Source organism: Mesorhizobium sp. M1A.F.Ca.ET.072.01.1.1, from assembly GCF_004023325.1.
Taxonomy (GTDB): domain Bacteria; phylum Pseudomonadota; class Alphaproteobacteria; order Rhizobiales; family Rhizobiaceae; genus Mesorhizobium.
Window position 1 is genome coordinate 1 of sequence record NZ_RZSF01000133.1, and the last position, 16,657, is coordinate 16,657.

Here is a 16,657-nt window from a genome sequence, read left to right on the forward strand (position 1 = left end):
GCGGCAGCGATTCTTCCGCCGCCCGGTGGCTGAGCTCGGACTCGCTCATGACCATGCCGGCGAAGAAGGCGCCGAGCGCCAGCGAGACGCCGAACAGCTTCGCCGCGCCGAAGGCGACGCCGAGCGCGATGGCAAGCACCGAGAGCCGGAACAGCTCGCGTGAGCCGGTATGGGCGACATAGTGCAGGATCCAGGGGATGACCCTGCGGCCTACGACCAGCATGACGACGACGAAGGCGACGACCTTGGCCAGCGTTATGCCGACCACCCCCCATATGCCGTGGTTGGCGGGCAGCGAAAGCAGGCTCGCATGGTCGTCGGCCTGTGGCTGGCCGCCAAGCACGCCGGCGAGCGCCGGCAAAAGCACCAGCGCCAGCACCATGGCCAAATCCTCGACGATCAGCCAGCCGACGGCGATGCGGCCGCGCTCGGTCTCGATCAGCCGCCGCTCCTGCATGGCGCGCAGCAGGACGACGGTCGAGGCGACGGAGAGCGCGAGGCCGAAGACAAGGCCGGCGCCGAGCGACCAGCCAAGCAGCCAGGCGAGGCCGACGCCGAGCAGCGTGGCAAAGCCGATCTGCACGACGGCGCCGGGCACGGCGATTGCGCGGACCGACAAAAGATCCTTCAGCGAGAAATGCAGGCCGACGCCGAACATCAGCAGGATGACGCCGATCTCGGCGAGTTCGTTGGCAAGGCTGGCGTCGGCGACGAAGCCCGGCGTGTTCGGCCCGACCAGCACGCCGGCCACCAGATAGCCGACCAGCGGCGGGATGCGGAATCGGTTGGCCAATGCTCCGAAAACGGAGGCAAGCCCCAAACCGGCGACGATGGTGGCGATCAGGGGCGTGTCATGCGGCATTGTCTATGGAGCGCCTTTCGAGAATTCACGATGTCGATAAGCGCCGCCCGAGGGCCGCCGCCCCTTCGCAATATGGTCGGGGGAGGGGCGGGGACGCAACCACCGCTAGACGGAATTCGGCGCCGCGATCGGACGCCGGATGAGAAAATCAGAGCGAGCCGCCATCAGGGGGCCACGGCATCAATCCCGTGCACTGTGCGTTCCTGCGTGCCGCTCAGGCCGCTTTGAGCAGATTCTCGATGTCGAAGACGGTATGATTGGTCAGCGTCTTGGGGATTTCGGCCTGCACTTTTTCGCTGACTTCCTTGTGCAGCTTCTGCCGCATCTCGCCGAGCACCTGCGGCGGCGCGATCAGCACGAGCTGGTCGAACTCACCCCGATGCGCAAGCTTGTAGAGCCGGTCGGCAATATCGCTTGCGAAACGTTCCTTGCCGAGGCGATGCCAGTCGGTCTCTTCGATCGCGCTGCGTGGTCCTTCGGCATATCGGCCCGGTTTATCGGTGCCTTGCTCCCTGGTGGCGGGATTTTCCTGCTCCATCTCCTGAACCACCTCGAGGTTCGGAAACTTGCTGTCGCCTTCATTGCGGAGGAAAAGCGCCTTTTCGCCGTCGGCCACGACCACCCAGAGACCGCGTTTAAGCTTGATGTTCATGATTTTCCTCCTTGCCTTGAGCACAAATCGAGCCCGCGAGCGCGGCTCGACCGACGGGATGGATCGTTAGCGAAACGTGCCGCCGAGCATGATAGTTCCGGATGAACCAACGACTGGAGGATGTGCTGCAGGCGGCAGCGACCTCACCCACCAGCAAGACCGCGTCTTAATCTACTAAGTTAGTAGAATTTAGAAAAAACCGTTTTGCCGTGTCGGCTGCACGGCGCTAAAAACTGTGCCGGATCAATAGCTCTCGGAGAGGTGCCTGACCACCTCAAGCTCCGGCGTAGAATTTTTTTCTCCTGCCTTTCGCGGCTGCGAAAAAGCGATTGCCTGCCATCAAGGGATGCGCGAGTGCTTGCCTTCTGGTTTTTCCCAGGCCCGCATAAAACTGCCAGACTGTTCTCGTACTGTTTATCGCCATGTCGCCAGCCAATGCCAAGCTCAACGCCTTCCCCGTTTTCCTGCGGGTCGACGGCGAAGCCGTGGCCATCGTCGGCAACGGCGAGGAGGCACTGGCCAAGGCCAGGCTGCTTGCTCAGTCAAACGCGACGCTGCGCATCACTGCGAACAATGCCGATCCCGAGCTTCGGAATTTCATTGCAACCACCGGCGCTGTCCACGTCGATGTCGCCTACGATGCCGCGCACCTCGAGGACGCGGCCATGGTGTTTGCCGCCAGCGGCGACGAGGCGCTCGACCGCCGCGTGGTGGAAGACGCCCGCCGGCTGGGCATTCCGGTCAACGCCGTCGACCGGCCTGAGCTCTGCGATTTCTTCACACCGGCGCTGGTCAACCGCGCGCCGGTCGCCATCGCCATCGGCACCGAGGGCGCCGGCCCTGTGCTGGCGCAGCTGCTGCGGGTGCGCATCGATCGCATGCTGTCGCCGTCGCTTGGCCGGCTGGCGGCCTTGGCGTCGTCGTTTCGCACTGCTGCCGAGCGGCTGCCGAAAGGCAATCGCCGCCGCCGGTTCTGGAGCGATTTCTTCGCCGGCCTCCCGGCCAAGGCGGTTGAAGCCGGAGAGTTCGCCAGGGCGCATAGTGCTGCGCTCGAACTTCTGACTTCGGACGCGCCGACCGCAGGTCACATCGCTCTGGTCGGCGCCGGCCCGGGCGCGGAGGATCTTTTGACGCTGCGCGCCCACCGCCTGCTGATGGAGGCCGACGCGATCGTCTACGACGCGCTGGTGCCGGAAGCGATCGTCACCATGGGGCGCCGGGATGCCGAGCGCTTGCCTGTCGGCAAGCGCAAGGGCTGCCATTCCAAGAGCCAGGAAGAAATCAACGCTCTGCTCGTCGAGCTTGGCCGCGAGGGCAAGCGCGTCGTGCGGCTGAAGTCGGGCGACCCGCTGGTGTTCGGCCGCGCCGGCGAGGAAATGGCGGCACTTCGCGATGCCGGCATCGCCTATGAGGTGGTTCCGGGCGTGACCGCCGCCTTCGCCGCGGCCGCCGATTTCGAATTGCCGCTGACGCTGCGCGGCGTGACGTCCTCGATGGTGTTCACCACCGGGCATGACCTCAAGGGCAACTCACTGCCCGATTGGGCAAAGCTTGCCATTTCGGGCGCCACCGTCGCCGTCTATATGGGCCGCTCGGTCGCAGCCGAAGTAGCCGGCCGGCTGATCGAAGCCGGGCTGTCGCCCGATACTGCCGTCGCCGTGGTGGAGAATGCCAGCCTTGGCAATCGCCGCCGCTTCCACGGCACGCTCGCCGACCTGCCGTCGCTGGAAGCGCGCGCCGATCTTACCGGTCCGGTCATGACCATCATCGGCGACGCGGTCGCCGGCGCCAATTTCGAACAATCCGAGCCGCTTGCGGCGCACACGCGTGAAGATACGGCCGGCGTAGCGGCCGAAGGAGTTGAGCAATGAAGGTTCTGACCGCGAACAGGCTCTCGGACGGTATCGCAGTCTGGTACGCCGATGGCGGCTGGGCGGAGACCGTCAGTCGTGCCGACATCGCCCATGACAAGGCGGCGGAGGATCGGCTCGAGGCCATCGGCGCCGCGGCCGCTGCCAACAACGAAGTCGTCGACGTCAACCTGATCGATGTGACCGTGATCAACGGCGTGGTCGAGCCGGTGCGGCTGCGCGAGAAGATCCGCGCCGCGGGCCCCAGCATCCGCACCGACATCGGCAAGCAGGCGAGCCCGGCTCCGGCACGGGCGGCATAGAACACAACAAAGCGGGCGGACGCGCCCTGAAAGACGAAGCATGTACCGTTACGACGAGTTCGACCACGATTTCGTAAAGGCCCGCGTCGCCGAGTTCAGCGACCAGGTGCAGCGCCGGCTTGCCGGCGAGATCACCGAGGACCAGTTCCGGCCGCTCCGGCTGATGAATGGCGTCTATTTGCAGCTGCACGCCTATATGCTGCGTATCGCCGTGCCCTACGGCACGCTGAACAGCAGGCAATTGCGCATGCTCGGCCACATCGCCCGCAAATACGACAAGGGCTACGGCCACTTCACCACGCGCCAGAACATCCAGTTCAACTGGCCGGCGCTGTCCGACATCCCGGCGATCCTTGCTGATCTGGCGAGTGTCGAAATGCATGCCATCCAGACCAGCGGCAACTGCATCCGCAACGTCACCGCGGATCATTTCGCCGGCGCGGCCGCCGACGAGGTTGCCGATCCGCGTCCCTATGCGGAGATCCTGCGCCAGTGGTCGTCGGTGCATCCGGAGTTCTCGTACCTGCCGCGCAAGTTCAAGATCGCGGTGACCGGCGCCGAGCGTGATCGCGCCGCTATCCAGACGCACGACATCGGGCTGCATCTGAAGAAGAACGCGGCCGGCGAGCTGGGCTTTGCCGTCTATGTCGGTGGCGGCCAGGGCCGCACGCCGATGGTCGCCAAGAAGATCCGCGACTTCCTGCCGGAAGCCGAGCTGTTGTCCTACTGCACGGCGATCCTGCGCGTTTACAACCTCTATGGCCGCCGCGATAACAAGTACAAGGCGCGTATCAAGATCCTCGTCCACGAGACCGGGGTCGAGGAGATCACCCGCCAGATCGAGGCCGAATGGCAGGAGTTGAAGGACGCGGAGCTGAAGCTGCCGGACGCCGACATCCAGGCGATTAATGCCTATTTCGCGCCGCCGGCATTGCCCGACCGGCCGGAAGGCGACGCGCAGGTAAAGCAGGCGCGGCTCGATTCCAAGAGTTTTTCGGAGTGGCTCGACCAGAATGTGATAACGCATCGCCATCCCGACTATGCGGCGGTGACGATCTCGCTCAAGGGCATCGGCGAGGTGCCCGGCGACGCCTCCGACAGCCAGATGGAGGCGGTTGCCGACATCGCCGAGAAATACGCCTTCGACGAGCTGCGCGTCAGCCACGAGCAGAACCTGATCCTGCCGCATGTGGCGCGCGCCGACCTCAAGGCCGTCCATGACGCCCTGGTCGAGATCGACTTGGCGACCGCCAATTCCAACCTGATCAGCGATATCATCTCTTGCCCCGGCCTCGATTATTGCGCGCTTGCCACGGCGCGTTCGATTCCGGTCGCGCAGGAAATCTCGCGCCGCTTCGCCTCGCTGGAGCGGCAACGCGAGATCGGTGAGCTGAAGCTGAAGATTTCCGGCTGCATCAATGCCTGCGGCCACCACCATGTCGGCCACATCGGCATCCTCGGCGTCGAGAAGAAGGGCTCCGAGCTCTATCAGGTGACGCTTGGCGGCTCGGCCGACGAGAACACGTCGGTCGGCGAGATCATCGGCCGCGGTTTCTCTTCGGAAGAAATCACCGATGCCATCGAGCAGATCGTCGACACCTATCTCGGCCTTCGGCTCAGTCCCAGTGAACGTTTTATCGACGCCTACCGCCGTGTCGGTCCCGCGCCGTTCAAGGAGGCGCTCTATGCTGGCGAAACCAAGGCCGCTTGACCGGATCGGCGGCGTCGAGGCCGGCGTTGCCGCGGAAGCGGCGGGGCTCGACGCCCTGCTCGGCCATCTGAAGCCGATCGAGATCATCGAGCGCTCGGCGCGTGAATTCTTCCGCGGCGAGGTTGCCGCCGTATCGTCCTTCGGCGCCGATTCGGCAGTCCTCCTACACATGATTGCCGAGATCGACCGCTCGCTGCCGGTGATCTTTCTCGACACCGGGAAGCATTTCGAGGAGACGCTGGGCTACCGCGACGCGCTGGTCGCCGATTTCGGCCTGACCGATGTGAGAGTGATCAAGCCGGACGAAGCGGCGCTCGAACGCGTCGATCCGACCGGCCGGCTGCATGAGACCGATACCGACGCCTGCTGCAACCTGCGCAAGGTCGAGCCGCTGGCGCGTGGCGTCGAGCCGTTCCGCGCCTGGTTCACCGGGCGCAAGCGCTTCCAGGCTTCGACGCGCGCGGCACTCCCGGTCTTCGAGGCCGTCGGCTCGCGCATCCGCATCAATCCGCTCGCGCATTGGACGACCTCCGACCAGGCCGACTACATGCGCGCGCATGCGCTGCGCGAAAACCCGCTGGTCGCCTATGGCTATCTGTCGATCGGCTGCTTCCCCTGCACGCAGCCGGTACAGCCAGGCGAGGATGCGCGCAGCGGCCGCTGGGCGGGGCACGCCAAGACCGAGTGCGGCATCCATCTGTCGGGGCTGGAGAAGTCGCTGACCGACGCATCACTTTAAGGACAGCCGCTACTCAGGTGAGGCCGGCCTGCAAATGGCGGGTTCCTGCGCTTTCGGAGCTCGCGTAGTTGAAGTACGCTCCGCTCCCGTTCTCGAAAGCCACCATTTTCGACTCCGGGCCGACCTGAACAGCGACATATCCTTTCATTCTTAGGGCATTAGGATCTTAGGGCATTAGGAATTTTGATGACTGAGCCGACCAAATCGGAAACCCGCCTCTGGACCCCGAACGGTTTCCGCGAGGACGAATGGACCCATGCCGAGAGCGCCGAAGCGCTTGCCGGCAATGGCCGCTTCATCCTCCCGTTGCAGGCCTTTCTCGGGCTCGATGACGATATCCGCAGGTCGGCCAAGGAGCGCCTCGGCGTGCTCCTGCTCCCCGGCGACGAGCTCGACAAGATCGTCGGCCTGCTCGACCAGCTGTCGCTGGTGGCGCTTGCCTTCCCGGCCTTCAACGACGGCCGCTCCTTCTCCAAGGGCGAATTGCTGCGCACCCGGCATAACTTCAAAGGCGCGGTGCGCGCCACGGGCCAGGTGCTGGTCGACCAGTTGCCGCATATGCTGCGGCTCGGCTTCGACGAGTTCGAGGTCTCCAATCCGGTGCTGTTGAAGCGGCTGGAGGAAGGGCGCACAGGAGGCTTGCCAGTCTATTACCAGCCGGCGGTAGAGCCGGAAGCCAAGGGCCCGAAATATTCCTGGCGGCGCAAACGCCCGGGCTGAGCCGTCCCCGCGCTGACCGCCGAAGGCAGCCAACCGGTAAACCAAGCGAGCCTGCAGCTTTGGTCTGACCAAGCACCTTGCTTTTGACATCTTGGCGCAGTCGGCTCAGTTCTACGCGCCTCTTTGCAACAATCTGGTCAGACCACTTCTGCGGATTTCACTTCCCCTTTTGTCGCCTTGCCCTTAGGATAGGGTTATTATTTCGCGCTCCGAAATAAACAGCCGGCTAGGGAGGAAACGGCATGGCAGGCAAGAAGATACTGATGCTCGTTGGCGAGTTCAGCGAAGAGTACGAGATTTTCGTTTTCGAGCAGGCGATGCATGCGGTCGGCCACACCGTCCATGTCGTCTGCCCGGACAAGAAGGCCGGCGACGTGCTCAAGACCTCGCTGCACGACTTCGAGGGCCATCAAACCTATACGGAAAAGCTCGGCCACGACTATATCCTCAACAAGACATTCGCCGAGGTGAATCCCGCCGATTACGACGCGGTCTACGCTGCGGGCGGACGCGGGCCGGAATATATTCGCATCGACAAGCGCGTGCAGGCGCTGGTCAGGCATTTCCACGAGACCGGCAAGCCGATCTTCACCATCTGCCACGGCGTGCAAATCCTGATCGCGGTCGACGGCGTGGTGCGCGGCCGGGAGGTCGCGGCGCTGCAGTATTGCGAGCCCGAGGTGACGCTCGCCGGGGGTACCTATATCGACGTGTCGCCGACTGGCGCGCATGTCGACGGCAATCTGGTTTCGGCAAAGGGATGGCCCGGCCTTGCGGCGTTCATGCGGGAGTGCCTCAAGGTGCTTGGCACCGAGATCCGTCATGGCGAGGCTCTAATGCGCAACGAGCGCAGAGCCGCATAGCTCCTCAGCGCCTTACGCTGTGGACCTGGGGAAGGGCGGTCTAGTGCTGCCGCTGGCCGTCTGCCTTGTCCGTCTCGGCGCCGTCCAGGCGGTCGAGCAGATCCGTGAACTGCTTGGGCACTTCTTTTTCCAGGCGAAATGCCGGAAGCGTGCGCAGAAGGCGCTTGGTCGCTTCGGTGCCAACCTGTCGCCTGATATCGTCGGCGAGCTTGGCGCGCCTTTCGCCGATGTTGCCCTTCATGGTCCCAAAATCCTGTGTCGGCTTCGAAACTCTCGCAGCGCGGCAATGGTTCCCGCATAGGCCCTTAGTGGCAAGCAAAGCCGTCCGGTACGGTAAAATTTGAATTAATTTGGAACGATCGCGGAAGGGCCGTTCATCGGTGCTTGCCCCTTGATTTTTGGCCCCTGAACCTCGATATCGGGCGCAAATCCAAACCAATCCGAATGACGGGAAACGGCGATGAGCGACCAGGCAAAAGACGAACGCGCGCCCGAGGAAATCGAAGCCAACCAGGCTTCCGAGGCCCGGGCTTCCGGCGAACGTGCGGAAGGCGGCGTCGACGGCGACTATGAGGCGCTTGTGCGGTTGCTGAAGGAAAACGAGGAACTGAAGGACCGGGCGCTTCGCGTAGCTGCCGAAATGGAGAATCTGCGGCGCCGTACCGCGCGTGATGTACATGACGCACGCACCTACGCTGTGGCCAATTTCGCGCGCGACATGCTGTCGGTGTCGGACAATTTGCGCCGCGCGCTGGACGCCATTCCGACCGAGGCCAAGGCCTCCGGCGATGCCGGCTTCAAGGCGCTGATCGAGGGCGTCGACCTCACCGAGCGCGCCATGCTGGCGGCGCTGGAGCGGCACGGGGTGAAGAAGCTTGCGCCCGAAGGCGAGAAGTTCGACCCGAACTTCCATCAGGCTATGTTCGAGGTGCCCAACCCCGACGTTCCGGCCGGGACCGTGGTCCAGGTCGTGCAGCCCGGCTATTCGATCGGCGAGCGCGTGTTGAGGCCGGCGATGGTCGGCGTCTCCAAGGGCGGCCCAAAGGCCGCCGCCGCCGAAGCGCCAGTCGAGCCGGGTCCGGTGAACGAGCAGGCCGAGAAGGATGCGTGAAGGGAGCCAATAGCGAATAGGGAATAGCGAACAGGGAAGGCGGTTCCAACCGCGCCGCTTCGTGATATTCACTGTGCACTGACTATTCGCCAATCACTATTCGCTCGGCCATGAATTCCATCGAGCTGCTCGACTATGCCGGCGTCGCCGTCTTCGCGGCGACCGGCGCGCTTGCCGCGTCACGCAAAGAGCTCGATATCATCGGCTTCCTGTTTCTGGCCAGCATCACCGGCATCGGTGGCGGAACGCTACGCGACGTCATTCTCAACCTGCCGGTGTTCTGGGTCACCAACAGCGGCTATGTGCTGATCTGCGCCGTGATGGCGGTGCTGGTCTTCTTCAGCGCCCATCGCGTGGAATCCCGCTACAAGCTGCTGCTCTGGCTCGATGCGATCGGGCTTGCCGCCTTTGCGGTGATGGGGGCTGCAAAGGGCCTGGCGATCACCGGCTCGCCGGTCGTGTCGGTCATCACCGGGGTGCTCACCGCGACCTTCGGCGGCATATTGCGCGACCTGATCGCAGGCGAGCCTTCCGTGCTGCTCAGGCCCGAAATCTATGTCACGGCCGCGCTTGCGGGTGCAGCGCTCTTCACGTTTGGCGATCTCGTTGGCATGTCGGCCCTGCCATCCAGCCTGCTCGGCTTTGCGGCGGCGTTCCTGGTGCGGGGCGGGGCGCTCAAATTCGGCTGGTCGTTCCCGGCCTATAAGAGCCGGCCGGGGCGAAGGCCGGAGGATATTCCGTAATAGCAAACAGCGAATAGCGAATAGGGAGTAGCGAATAGGGCTGGTTGTAATCAGCCCACTATCGTTACTACCTTCGCTATTCGCTATTCGCTATTCGCTATTCGCTATTCGCTATTCGCTAGACTCACGCCGCGAAACGCTGGCCTTCGCCGCCATAGTAGTTGACGTAGCGGGCGCCGATCTCCTTGACCGGCATGACGACGAAAATGTCGACGGTGGAGAATTCGTGGTCGATGACGCAGCCGTCGCCGATGCGGGCGCCGACACGCAGATAGCCTTTGACGAGCGGCGGCATGGCGGCGATCGCGGCCTTGGCATTGACCGCCTCGATCGGCATCAAGTCCATCGAGCAGTAGCGGCCGGCCACCGCCCGGACATCCCAGGCCTGGTCGGTGCGGCAGTGATGAGCGAGGTAGGTAAGCGCCTCCGCATGCGCCGCCGGCACGGTGCCGTGGAAGGAGGCGCAGCCGGTCATCACGCCGATGCCATAGTGGTTGATATAGGCCCAGATGCCTTGCCAGAGCGCCTCGATGGTGCGCTTGGAGCGGTATTCCGGCAGCACGCAGGAGCGCCCGAGTTCCAGGAAGCGTTGGCCCGGATGGCGCGCCACCAACTTGGTCAGCTCGAACTCGCCCTCGGAGTAGAAGCCGCCCGCCGCGGTGGCGATCTCCTGCCGCAGCAGGCGATAGGTGCCGACGATACGGCGGTGCTCTGGGCCGGGAAGCGAGGTGTCGAAAACCAGGAGATGATCGCAGAGCGGGTCGAAGCGGTCGGCATCGCGCCGATCCTGCGCCTGGAACAAATCCTTCCTCGCGCCGAGCTCGTCATAGAATACCCGATAACGCACTTCCTGGGCGGCGGCGATCTCGGCCCCGTTGCGGGCGAGCCGCACTTCCAGGTTGCCGATGCGGCCCAGCGGTGCGCCGCTTGCGAAAGCGTCGGCGGCACGCGCGCCGAGAAGGGCGCTGGCGTTCGGCCGAGTATCGCATTCAGGCATGACTGTATGCACGAGTGATTCTCCTTCGAGCCATCCCTCTTGGCACGGGGATACGGTGTAGGTGCAACAGGATTGTGACAGTACCGTGATACGGCGATCCCGGCAATACTTCGTCGGCTGGGCAATACCCTCAACCGGCTATCTTATGGCTGCGAAAGCCAAGCAATCCAAGGCGTTCGGGAAAGTCTAAAATATTCGTTACGCCGCTGCCTGGCTCTCGACGGCCTGGACGAGCGCATCGGGGTCGAGAGGCTTGGTGACGAAGCCGCTGGCGCCGTGGGCCAAAACCGTGTGGCGCGTCTTTTCCTGGCTGTCGGCCGAAAGCACCATGATCGGGATCGGCGGGACGGCAAGCGCTTCCTCATGGCGGCGGATGGCGGCGATCGCGTCCAGCCCGTCCATCACCGGCATGTGGAGATCCATCAGCACGACATCGAAACGATGCTTGAGGCCGGCGTCGGTGACGGCTTCGACCGCGGCCTTGCCGTTGCTGACGATCTTGACGCGATGTCCAGCCTTGAGCAGCGTGGCGCGGGCAAGCATCGCGTTGATGTCATTGTCCTCCGCGATCAGCACGGACAGGCCCTTGTCGCGGCGACGGACGGACGCGGTGCCGCGCGGTTCCGACCGCGGCTCGGCGGGTGCCGGCACATGGCTGGTCAACAGCACGCGCAGCAGCGTTTCGCCGCGCACCGGCCGGGCGAGAAACGTCGCGTAGCCGTTGGCGCGGAATTCGCCAAGCATGCCGCGATCGGCGGGTGCGATCAGGGTGATGGCCTGGCAGTCGACAAAACCGCTCTGACGCAGCCGCTTGAGCAGGCGGCCGTCGCTGTTCTCGAGCGCGGCGTCGACCAGAAGCACGTTGCAGCAGGCGGCGAAGGCAATGGCCTGGTCCGGCGTGGCCGCGATCTCGACGGCACCGCCATGCGCGCGGATGGTGCGAGCGATGGCATCGGCCTCGACGGCATTCTTGGACACAATCACCGCGCGTCGGCCCGAGAGGATGTCCCGGCGATATTGTGGCGGTTGGGTTGCCGCGGTCGCCGGAATGTCGAAGACGAATTCGGATCCCTCGCCTAGCCGGCTCGAAACCGAGATCGTGCCGCCCATGGCGATCACCAGGCGCTTGGAGATGGCGAGGCCGAGACCGGCGCCGCCGTGCACCCTGGTCGAAGTACCGTCGGATTGCTCGAATTCCTCGAAGATGCGCTCCATATCCTCTTCGCGCAGCCCCGGACCGGTGTCGGCGATGGTGAAGCGGATGCGGTCGGTGCTCTCGGTGCTGGCGCGCGCGACGGTAAGCAGCACGCCGCCTGTGTCGGTGAACTTGACGGCATTGCCGATGAGGTTGAGCAGCACCTGGCGCACGCGACCGGGGTCGGCGGTGATCATCTGCGGCACGTCGGGTTCGACGTGACAGCCGAGGCCGATGGTCTTGGAGAAGGCCTTCGCGGCCAGCAGCTCGATGATGTTGTCGGCGATCTCACGCAGTGATGTGGGCTGCGGCTCGGGATCGAAGCGGCCGGCCTCGATCTTGGAGTAGTCGAGCAGATCCTCGATCAGCGCCAGCAGCGAGCTTGCGGAAGTCGAGACGGCGCCGACATAGGTACGCTGCTCGGGCGACAGGTCGGTGTCGGCAAGCAGCTTCGCCATGCCCATGATGCCATTCATCGGCGTGCGGATCTCGTGGCTGACGGTGGCAAGGAAGCGCGACTTGGCCTGGCTGGCGTATTCGGCCCGCTCGCGGGCGGTGATCAGCGACGATTCGGCGCGCTTGCGGGCGGTGATGTCACGGGCGATCGCCCGGTGCGAAACAGCACCGGTGTCCCTGTCCCGCACCGAGAGCTCAATCCAGGAGAACCAGCGCGGCCCGTTCGGCGTGCGGATGGCGACATCGGTGGAGCTCAGGCATTCATGATCCGAAAAGGCGGCCTCGGGCACGACGCCGACGTCGATGCCGAGCTCGGAAAGCGTCTTGCCTGCGAGGTCGCGCTGATCGATCTCGACGAGCGAGGCGAACACCTTGTTGGCGTAGACGATGTGGCCGTCGCGGTCGCGATGGACAACGAGGTCGCCGAGCGCATCGATCAGACCGCGAAAACGCTCTTCGCTCTCCTGCATCTCCCACATGCGATCGGCGAGGGTCTCGATCTCGGCGCGGCTACGGGCGGCCGTCTCGTCGAGAAGTGCGGCGGTGCGCCGCTCGGCGCGCTGGTTGCGCAGATGCATCATCAGGCCGCCCAGACCCGTCGCCAGGAGGCCTATGGTGATGAAGATCGGCGCTCCGGTGAGATGCGCCAGCCCGGCCAGGACGACTATGGCGACGATCGTCAGGAACGGCAGGCCTTCATGACTGTCCGCTTGCAATGCGGGGACCAGCGGCGGCGCGGTAAGCACCTGCCGCTTCGGCGCGTCAGGACCCGGTCCGTCGTCGCCTGCGGCTTTGCTGTCCTGTCTGAAGTCGGAGTCCGCGAGCATGCGGAAAACCTTGCCAGACAGAGATTATGGAAGATTGCGGCGGATCGTTCGAATTTTAGTCGTCCATGCCGATAACCGGCAGTTTTGCCTGGTTTTGGGCGCCTTGGACGCGAAATCGCCGAACTCTATTCCTGGAATTGCCCTATAGATCGACGACCACGCGGCCTCTGATCTTGCCGTCGACGATGTCGCGCGCGGCGCCGATGATGCCGTCGAAGCCGATCGAGCGCGACAGGGTCGACAGTTTATTGAGGTCGAGGTCGGCGCCAATGCGGCGCCACGCCTCGAGGCGTACCGCTTTCGGCGCCATGACGGAATCGATGCCGAGCAGCGAGACGCCGCGCAGGATGAAGGGGGCGACGCTCGTCGGAAGGTCCATGCCGCCGGCCAGGCCGCACGCGGCGATCGCGCCGCCATAGGACGTCATCGACAGCACGTTGGCCAGCGTATGGGTGCCGACCGAGTCGACGCCGCCGGCCCAGCGTTCCTTGGCCAGCGGCTTCGCCGGCTGGCTGAGCTCGTCGCGTGAGATCACCTCGGCCGCGCCGAGGTCGATCAGATAGGGGCTTTCGGCATTGCGCCCGGTCGAGGCGATCACATGATAGCCGAGGGTGGAGAGGATCGAGATGGCGACCGAGCCGACGCCGCCGGCAGCCCCCGTCACCACCACCGGCCCGCGATCCGGCACGATGCCATGCCGCTCCAGCGCCATGACGGCGAGCCTTGCCGTATAGCCGGCGGTGCCGACTGCCATCGCATCATGCGGGCTCATGCCGTCGGGCAGCGGCACCAGCCAGTCGCCCTTCACGCGGGCGCGGGCGGCAAAGGCGCCGTAATGCGTCTCGCCGACGCCCCAGCCATTGAGAATGACCTTGTCGCCCTTTCGCCAGTCGGGGTGCGAAGATTCGATGACAGTGCCGGCGAAATCGATGCCGGGCACCAGCGGCCAGCGGCGCACGACCGGGGCCTTGCCGGTGATGGCCAGCCCATCCTTGTAATTCACCGTCGTCGCCTCGACGGCGACGGTGACATCGCCTTCCATCAGGTCAGCTTCGGTGAGGTCGACGATCTCGACCGACTGCTTCTTCTCGGCGTCGCGCGAAACGAGGATGGCTTTGAAGGTATCGGACACTTTGGTCTCCTCGTTTTGTTTGAAACAAATTTGCGGCGGTGGCCGCGCCAGGTCAATTGCCTGGATCCTGGGACCTGGTTTCCCGCCGCCAGCCGATCAGCTCGTCGAAGACGACCAGCGCGGCGCCGACGGAAATGAAGGCGTCGGCAAAGTTGAACACCGCGAAGGACCAGACCGGCGTGTGGAAAAGAATATAGTCGATCACGTGGCCGTAGACCGCGCGGTCGATCAGATTGCCGAGCGCGCCGCCGACGATCAGGGCGAAGCCGATCCGGGCAAGGACGTGACCGGCGGGCGTGCGCACCGCCAGATAGAGCACGAAGGCGACGACAAGCGCGGCGATGGCCACCAGGCCGGTGTCGCCGAAGGACGAGAACATCGAGAAGGCGATGCCGGTGTTGTAGGTGCGAAACAGCGCCAGGAAAGGCAGAAGATCCACCTTTTCCTGGAAGGCGAGGCCGTTTTCCACCAGCTGTTTTATCCACTGGTCGAGTGCGATAGCGAGCACGACCAGCAGGGCGTAAGGGGACCAGGATTTCACGTTTTCGCAGCCCTCATCGCGAGTCGGCAGTGGGGTCGAGCTTCAACGCGCCACGCCGGATTTCGAACAGCATGACGCCGGTGGCAACCGCCAGATTGAGAGAATCGGCGCGTCCGGCCTGCGGGATCCTGAGCAGCCGGTCGCAACTGTCCGCAAGGCTGTCGGGCAGGCCCTGCTGCTCGTTGCCCATCAACAGCAGCACCGGGCCTCTCGAAAAGTCGACCGAACGGTAGTCGACCGCGCCCTTCAGATGCGTTCCGGCGACGAGGCCCGGAAAGTCGCGTCGCCAGGCCAGAAAAGCCTGCTCCGTCGCCTTCGCGACCGGCACGGCAAAGATGGAGCCCATGGTGGCGCGCACGGTTTCAAGCGAAAACGGATCGGTGGTGTCGCCGACCAGGATGACGCCCCTGGCGCCGACGGCGTCGACGGTGCGGATGACGGTGCCGAGATTGCCGGGATCGCGAACGCGGTCGAGCGCGACCCAGACGTCGCCGTCCGTGGCGCGGATATCCTTCAGCGGCAGCGTCTGCTGGACGAAGACGCCGACGACCATTTGCGGGTTTTCCCGGCGGGTGATTGCCGCCAGCACCTTTTCCGAGACTTCGAGCACGGTGCCGCCGGCGGCGACAGTGCGCGCCGCGACCTTTTCTATCGCCGCGTTGCCGCGCCCGGCCTTGGCGATGACGAGCGTCCTAATCGACCAGCCGAGGTCGAGCGCGTCGATGACCAGCTTCAGGCCTTCCGCCATGAAGGCGTTCTGCTGGTCGCGAAACTTCTTCAGCGCCAGCGCCTTGATGTCCTTCACCAGCGGATTGGCGAGGCTGGTGACTTCCTTGACCTGCCCGACGGGCCGGGCTCCATCATGCGGGACCATTTCAAGCCACCCAGCGCGAGAACAGCGAGGTCGACAGCGCGCGGCCGGCGGATTTCTCGCGGATGATCAGCTCGCCGGATTCGACCGTGCCGCCCATGCCGGCGAAGGCGTCCCGCATCAAGGCATGGATGGCGAAGAAGGAGGCGCGGATCGAATAGGCGGTCAGCACCACGGCGATCGGCTTCGGCGTGAGGATCGAGCGGCAGAGATCGGTGAGGCCCGGCAGATCCTCGAACAATTGCCAGACTTCGCCCTTGGGACCGCGGCCATAGGCGGGCGGGTCGAAGAGCACGATGTCGTAGTGGCTGCCACGGCGCTCCTCACGCTCGGCGAACTTAACCGCGTCCTCGACGATCCAGCGGATCGGCTTGTCGGAGAGGCCGGCTCTCTCCTGGTTCTCGCGCGCCCATCCGATCGCCTTCTTCGAGGCGTCGACATGAGTGACCTCTGCGCCGGCGCGCGCCGCCACCAGCGAGGCAAGGCCGGTGTACCCGAAGAGGTTCAGCACCTTGACCGGTCGCCTTGCAGCGGCGATCAGCCCGGCCATGTGGTCCCAATGCGAGGCTTGTTCGGGAAAGACGCCGACATGGCGGAATGAGGTGAAGCGGCCGAGATAGTCGATGCCGTCATGCTTCATCGGCCAGGTTTCGCCGAGCGGCGTTTTTGGAAAACGCCAGCGGCCGATGCCTTCCTCGTCGGTGTCGCCGGTGAAGATGGCGTCGGCGCGCTGCCATTCCTTGGCGGGAAGCGCCCGCTGCCAGATAGCCTGGCCTTCGGGGCGCACGATGCGGTAGGGCCCATACTGCTCCAGTTTTTCGCCGGCGCCGCTGTCCAGCAGAGCATAGTCGGAGTTGGGCGAGACCTCGAGGATCAGCGGCAGGCGCTCGGCGGGCAGCGGGCCTTCGCGGCGTGCAAGAGGGCGCTGCGCTGGTTTTGCTTCCTGACGATGATGCGGCTCCGACCTCTCCGCCGAAGCCGCCTCCCGCAGCCGCGACTGGCTGGGGGGATTCGCCGGCTGGCGCGGACGGTTGTCGCGGTTTCGGTCGCGAAAGGACTTCAAG

At 64.6% G+C, this 16,657-nt stretch carries 17 protein-coding genes; 8 read left to right on the forward strand and 9 right to left on the reverse strand.

From position 1 onward, the window contains the following. Nucleotides 1-862 (reverse strand): cation:proton antiporter (locus EOA32_RS18900; protein ID WP_189407235.1); only part of this gene is annotated, 862 nt, incomplete at its 3' end. Between the two features lie 214 nt (nt 863-1,076). Next, a complete protein-coding gene (locus tag EOA32_RS18905; RefSeq protein WP_164747059.1) occupies nt 1,077-1,517 on the reverse strand; it encodes a host attachment family protein in 441 nt (146 codons plus the stop codon). Between the two features lie 419 nt (nt 1,518-1,936). On the opposite strand from EOA32_RS18905, the gene cysG reads away from it, so the two are divergent. From cysG to EOA32_RS18935, 6 genes are all read left to right on the forward strand, one after another. Beyond that, a complete protein-coding gene (cysG, locus tag EOA32_RS18910) occupies nt 1,937-3,385 on the forward strand; it encodes a siroheme synthase CysG (protein WP_128372548.1) in 1,449 nt (482 codons plus the stop codon). Further along, on the forward strand, nt 3,382-3,687 hold the full coding sequence (locus EOA32_RS18915) for a DUF2849 domain-containing protein (RefSeq protein ID WP_128372549.1): 306 nt from the start codon (nt 3,382-3,384) through the stop codon (nt 3,685-3,687). The genes cysG and EOA32_RS18915 overlap by 4 nt, the downstream gene beginning before the upstream one ends. A gap of 40 nt (nt 3,688-3,727) precedes the next feature. Next, entirely contained in the window at nt 3,728-5,398 is a 1,671-nt protein-coding gene (locus EOA32_RS18920) for a nitrite/sulfite reductase (RefSeq protein ID WP_067004083.1), read from the forward strand. After that, the gene (locus tag EOA32_RS18925) at nt 5,373-6,137 is read left to right on the forward strand and encodes a phosphoadenylyl-sulfate reductase (protein ID WP_127403390.1); all 765 of its coding nucleotides are present in this window, start codon (nt 5,373-5,375) and stop codon (nt 6,135-6,137) included. Before EOA32_RS18920 ends, EOA32_RS18925 begins: the two co-directional genes overlap by 26 nt. Nucleotides 6,138-6,323: 186 nt before the next feature. Next, on the forward strand, nt 6,324-6,857 hold the full coding sequence (locus tag EOA32_RS18930) for a DUF934 domain-containing protein (RefSeq protein ID WP_067318908.1): 534 nt from the start codon (nt 6,324-6,326) through the stop codon (nt 6,855-6,857). 242 nt (nt 6,858-7,099) lie between these two features. After that, nucleotides 7,100-7,720: a DJ-1/PfpI family protein gene (locus EOA32_RS18935; protein ID WP_128372550.1), complete on the forward strand. Its 621-nt coding sequence runs from the start codon at nt 7,100-7,102 to the stop codon at nt 7,718-7,720. Nucleotides 7,721-7,760: 40 nt separating this feature from the next. On the opposite strand, the gene EOA32_RS18940 is transcribed toward EOA32_RS18935, so the two are convergent. Continuing rightward, nucleotides 7,761-7,961 carry a hypothetical protein gene (locus tag EOA32_RS18940; protein ID WP_067318902.1) on the reverse strand — a complete coding sequence of 67 codons (201 nt, stop codon included), beginning with the start codon at nt 7,959-7,961 and terminating at the stop codon, nt 7,761-7,763. A 219-nt stretch (nt 7,962-8,180) separates the two neighbouring features. On the opposite strand from EOA32_RS18940, the gene grpE reads away from it, so the two are divergent. Next, complete coding sequence (gene grpE / locus EOA32_RS18945; RefSeq protein WP_095800576.1) at nt 8,181-8,831, forward strand: nucleotide exchange factor GrpE; 651 nt, start codon at nt 8,181-8,183, stop codon at nt 8,829-8,831. A gap of 110 nt (nt 8,832-8,941) precedes the next feature. Continuing rightward, complete coding sequence (locus EOA32_RS18950; RefSeq protein WP_128372551.1) at nt 8,942-9,574, forward strand: trimeric intracellular cation channel family protein; 633 nt, start codon at nt 8,942-8,944, stop codon at nt 9,572-9,574. Between the two features lie 124 nt (nt 9,575-9,698). Here the strand turns inward: EOA32_RS18950 and EOA32_RS18955 are convergent, their stop codons facing one another. The 6 genes from EOA32_RS18955 to EOA32_RS18980 all read right to left on the reverse strand — a co-directional run bounded on the left by EOA32_RS18955 (nt 9,699) and on the right by EOA32_RS18980 (nt 16,656). After that, nucleotides 9,699-10,583, reverse strand: coding sequence for a GNAT family N-acetyltransferase (locus EOA32_RS18955; protein WP_082953625.1), 885 nt, complete (start codon nt 10,581-10,583; stop codon nt 9,699-9,701). A gap of 186 nt (nt 10,584-10,769) precedes the next feature. Further along, on the reverse strand, nt 10,770-13,049 hold the full coding sequence (locus EOA32_RS18960) for a PAS domain-containing sensor histidine kinase (RefSeq protein ID WP_128372552.1): 2,280 nt from the start codon (nt 13,047-13,049) through the stop codon (nt 10,770-10,772). A 142-nt stretch (nt 13,050-13,191) separates the two neighbouring features. Then, a complete protein-coding gene (locus EOA32_RS18965; protein ID WP_128372553.1) occupies nt 13,192-14,181 on the reverse strand; it encodes an MDR family oxidoreductase in 990 nt (329 codons plus the stop codon). A 52-nt stretch (nt 14,182-14,233) separates the two neighbouring features. After that, nucleotides 14,234-14,722: a signal peptidase II gene (gene lspA, locus EOA32_RS18970; protein ID WP_067318893.1), complete on the reverse strand. Its 489-nt coding sequence runs from the start codon at nt 14,720-14,722 to the stop codon at nt 14,234-14,236. A 13-nt stretch (nt 14,723-14,735) separates the two neighbouring features. After that, entirely contained in the window at nt 14,736-15,596 is an 861-nt protein-coding gene (locus tag EOA32_RS18975) for an RNA methyltransferase (protein ID WP_128372554.1), read from the reverse strand. Between the two features lies 1 nt (nt 15,597). Continuing rightward, nucleotides 15,598-16,656 (reverse strand): class I SAM-dependent rRNA methyltransferase, encoded by a 1,059-nt coding sequence (locus EOA32_RS18980; protein ID WP_128372555.1) that lies wholly within the window; start codon nt 16,654-16,656, stop codon nt 15,598-15,600. Nucleotide 16,657: the final 1 nt, after the last annotated feature.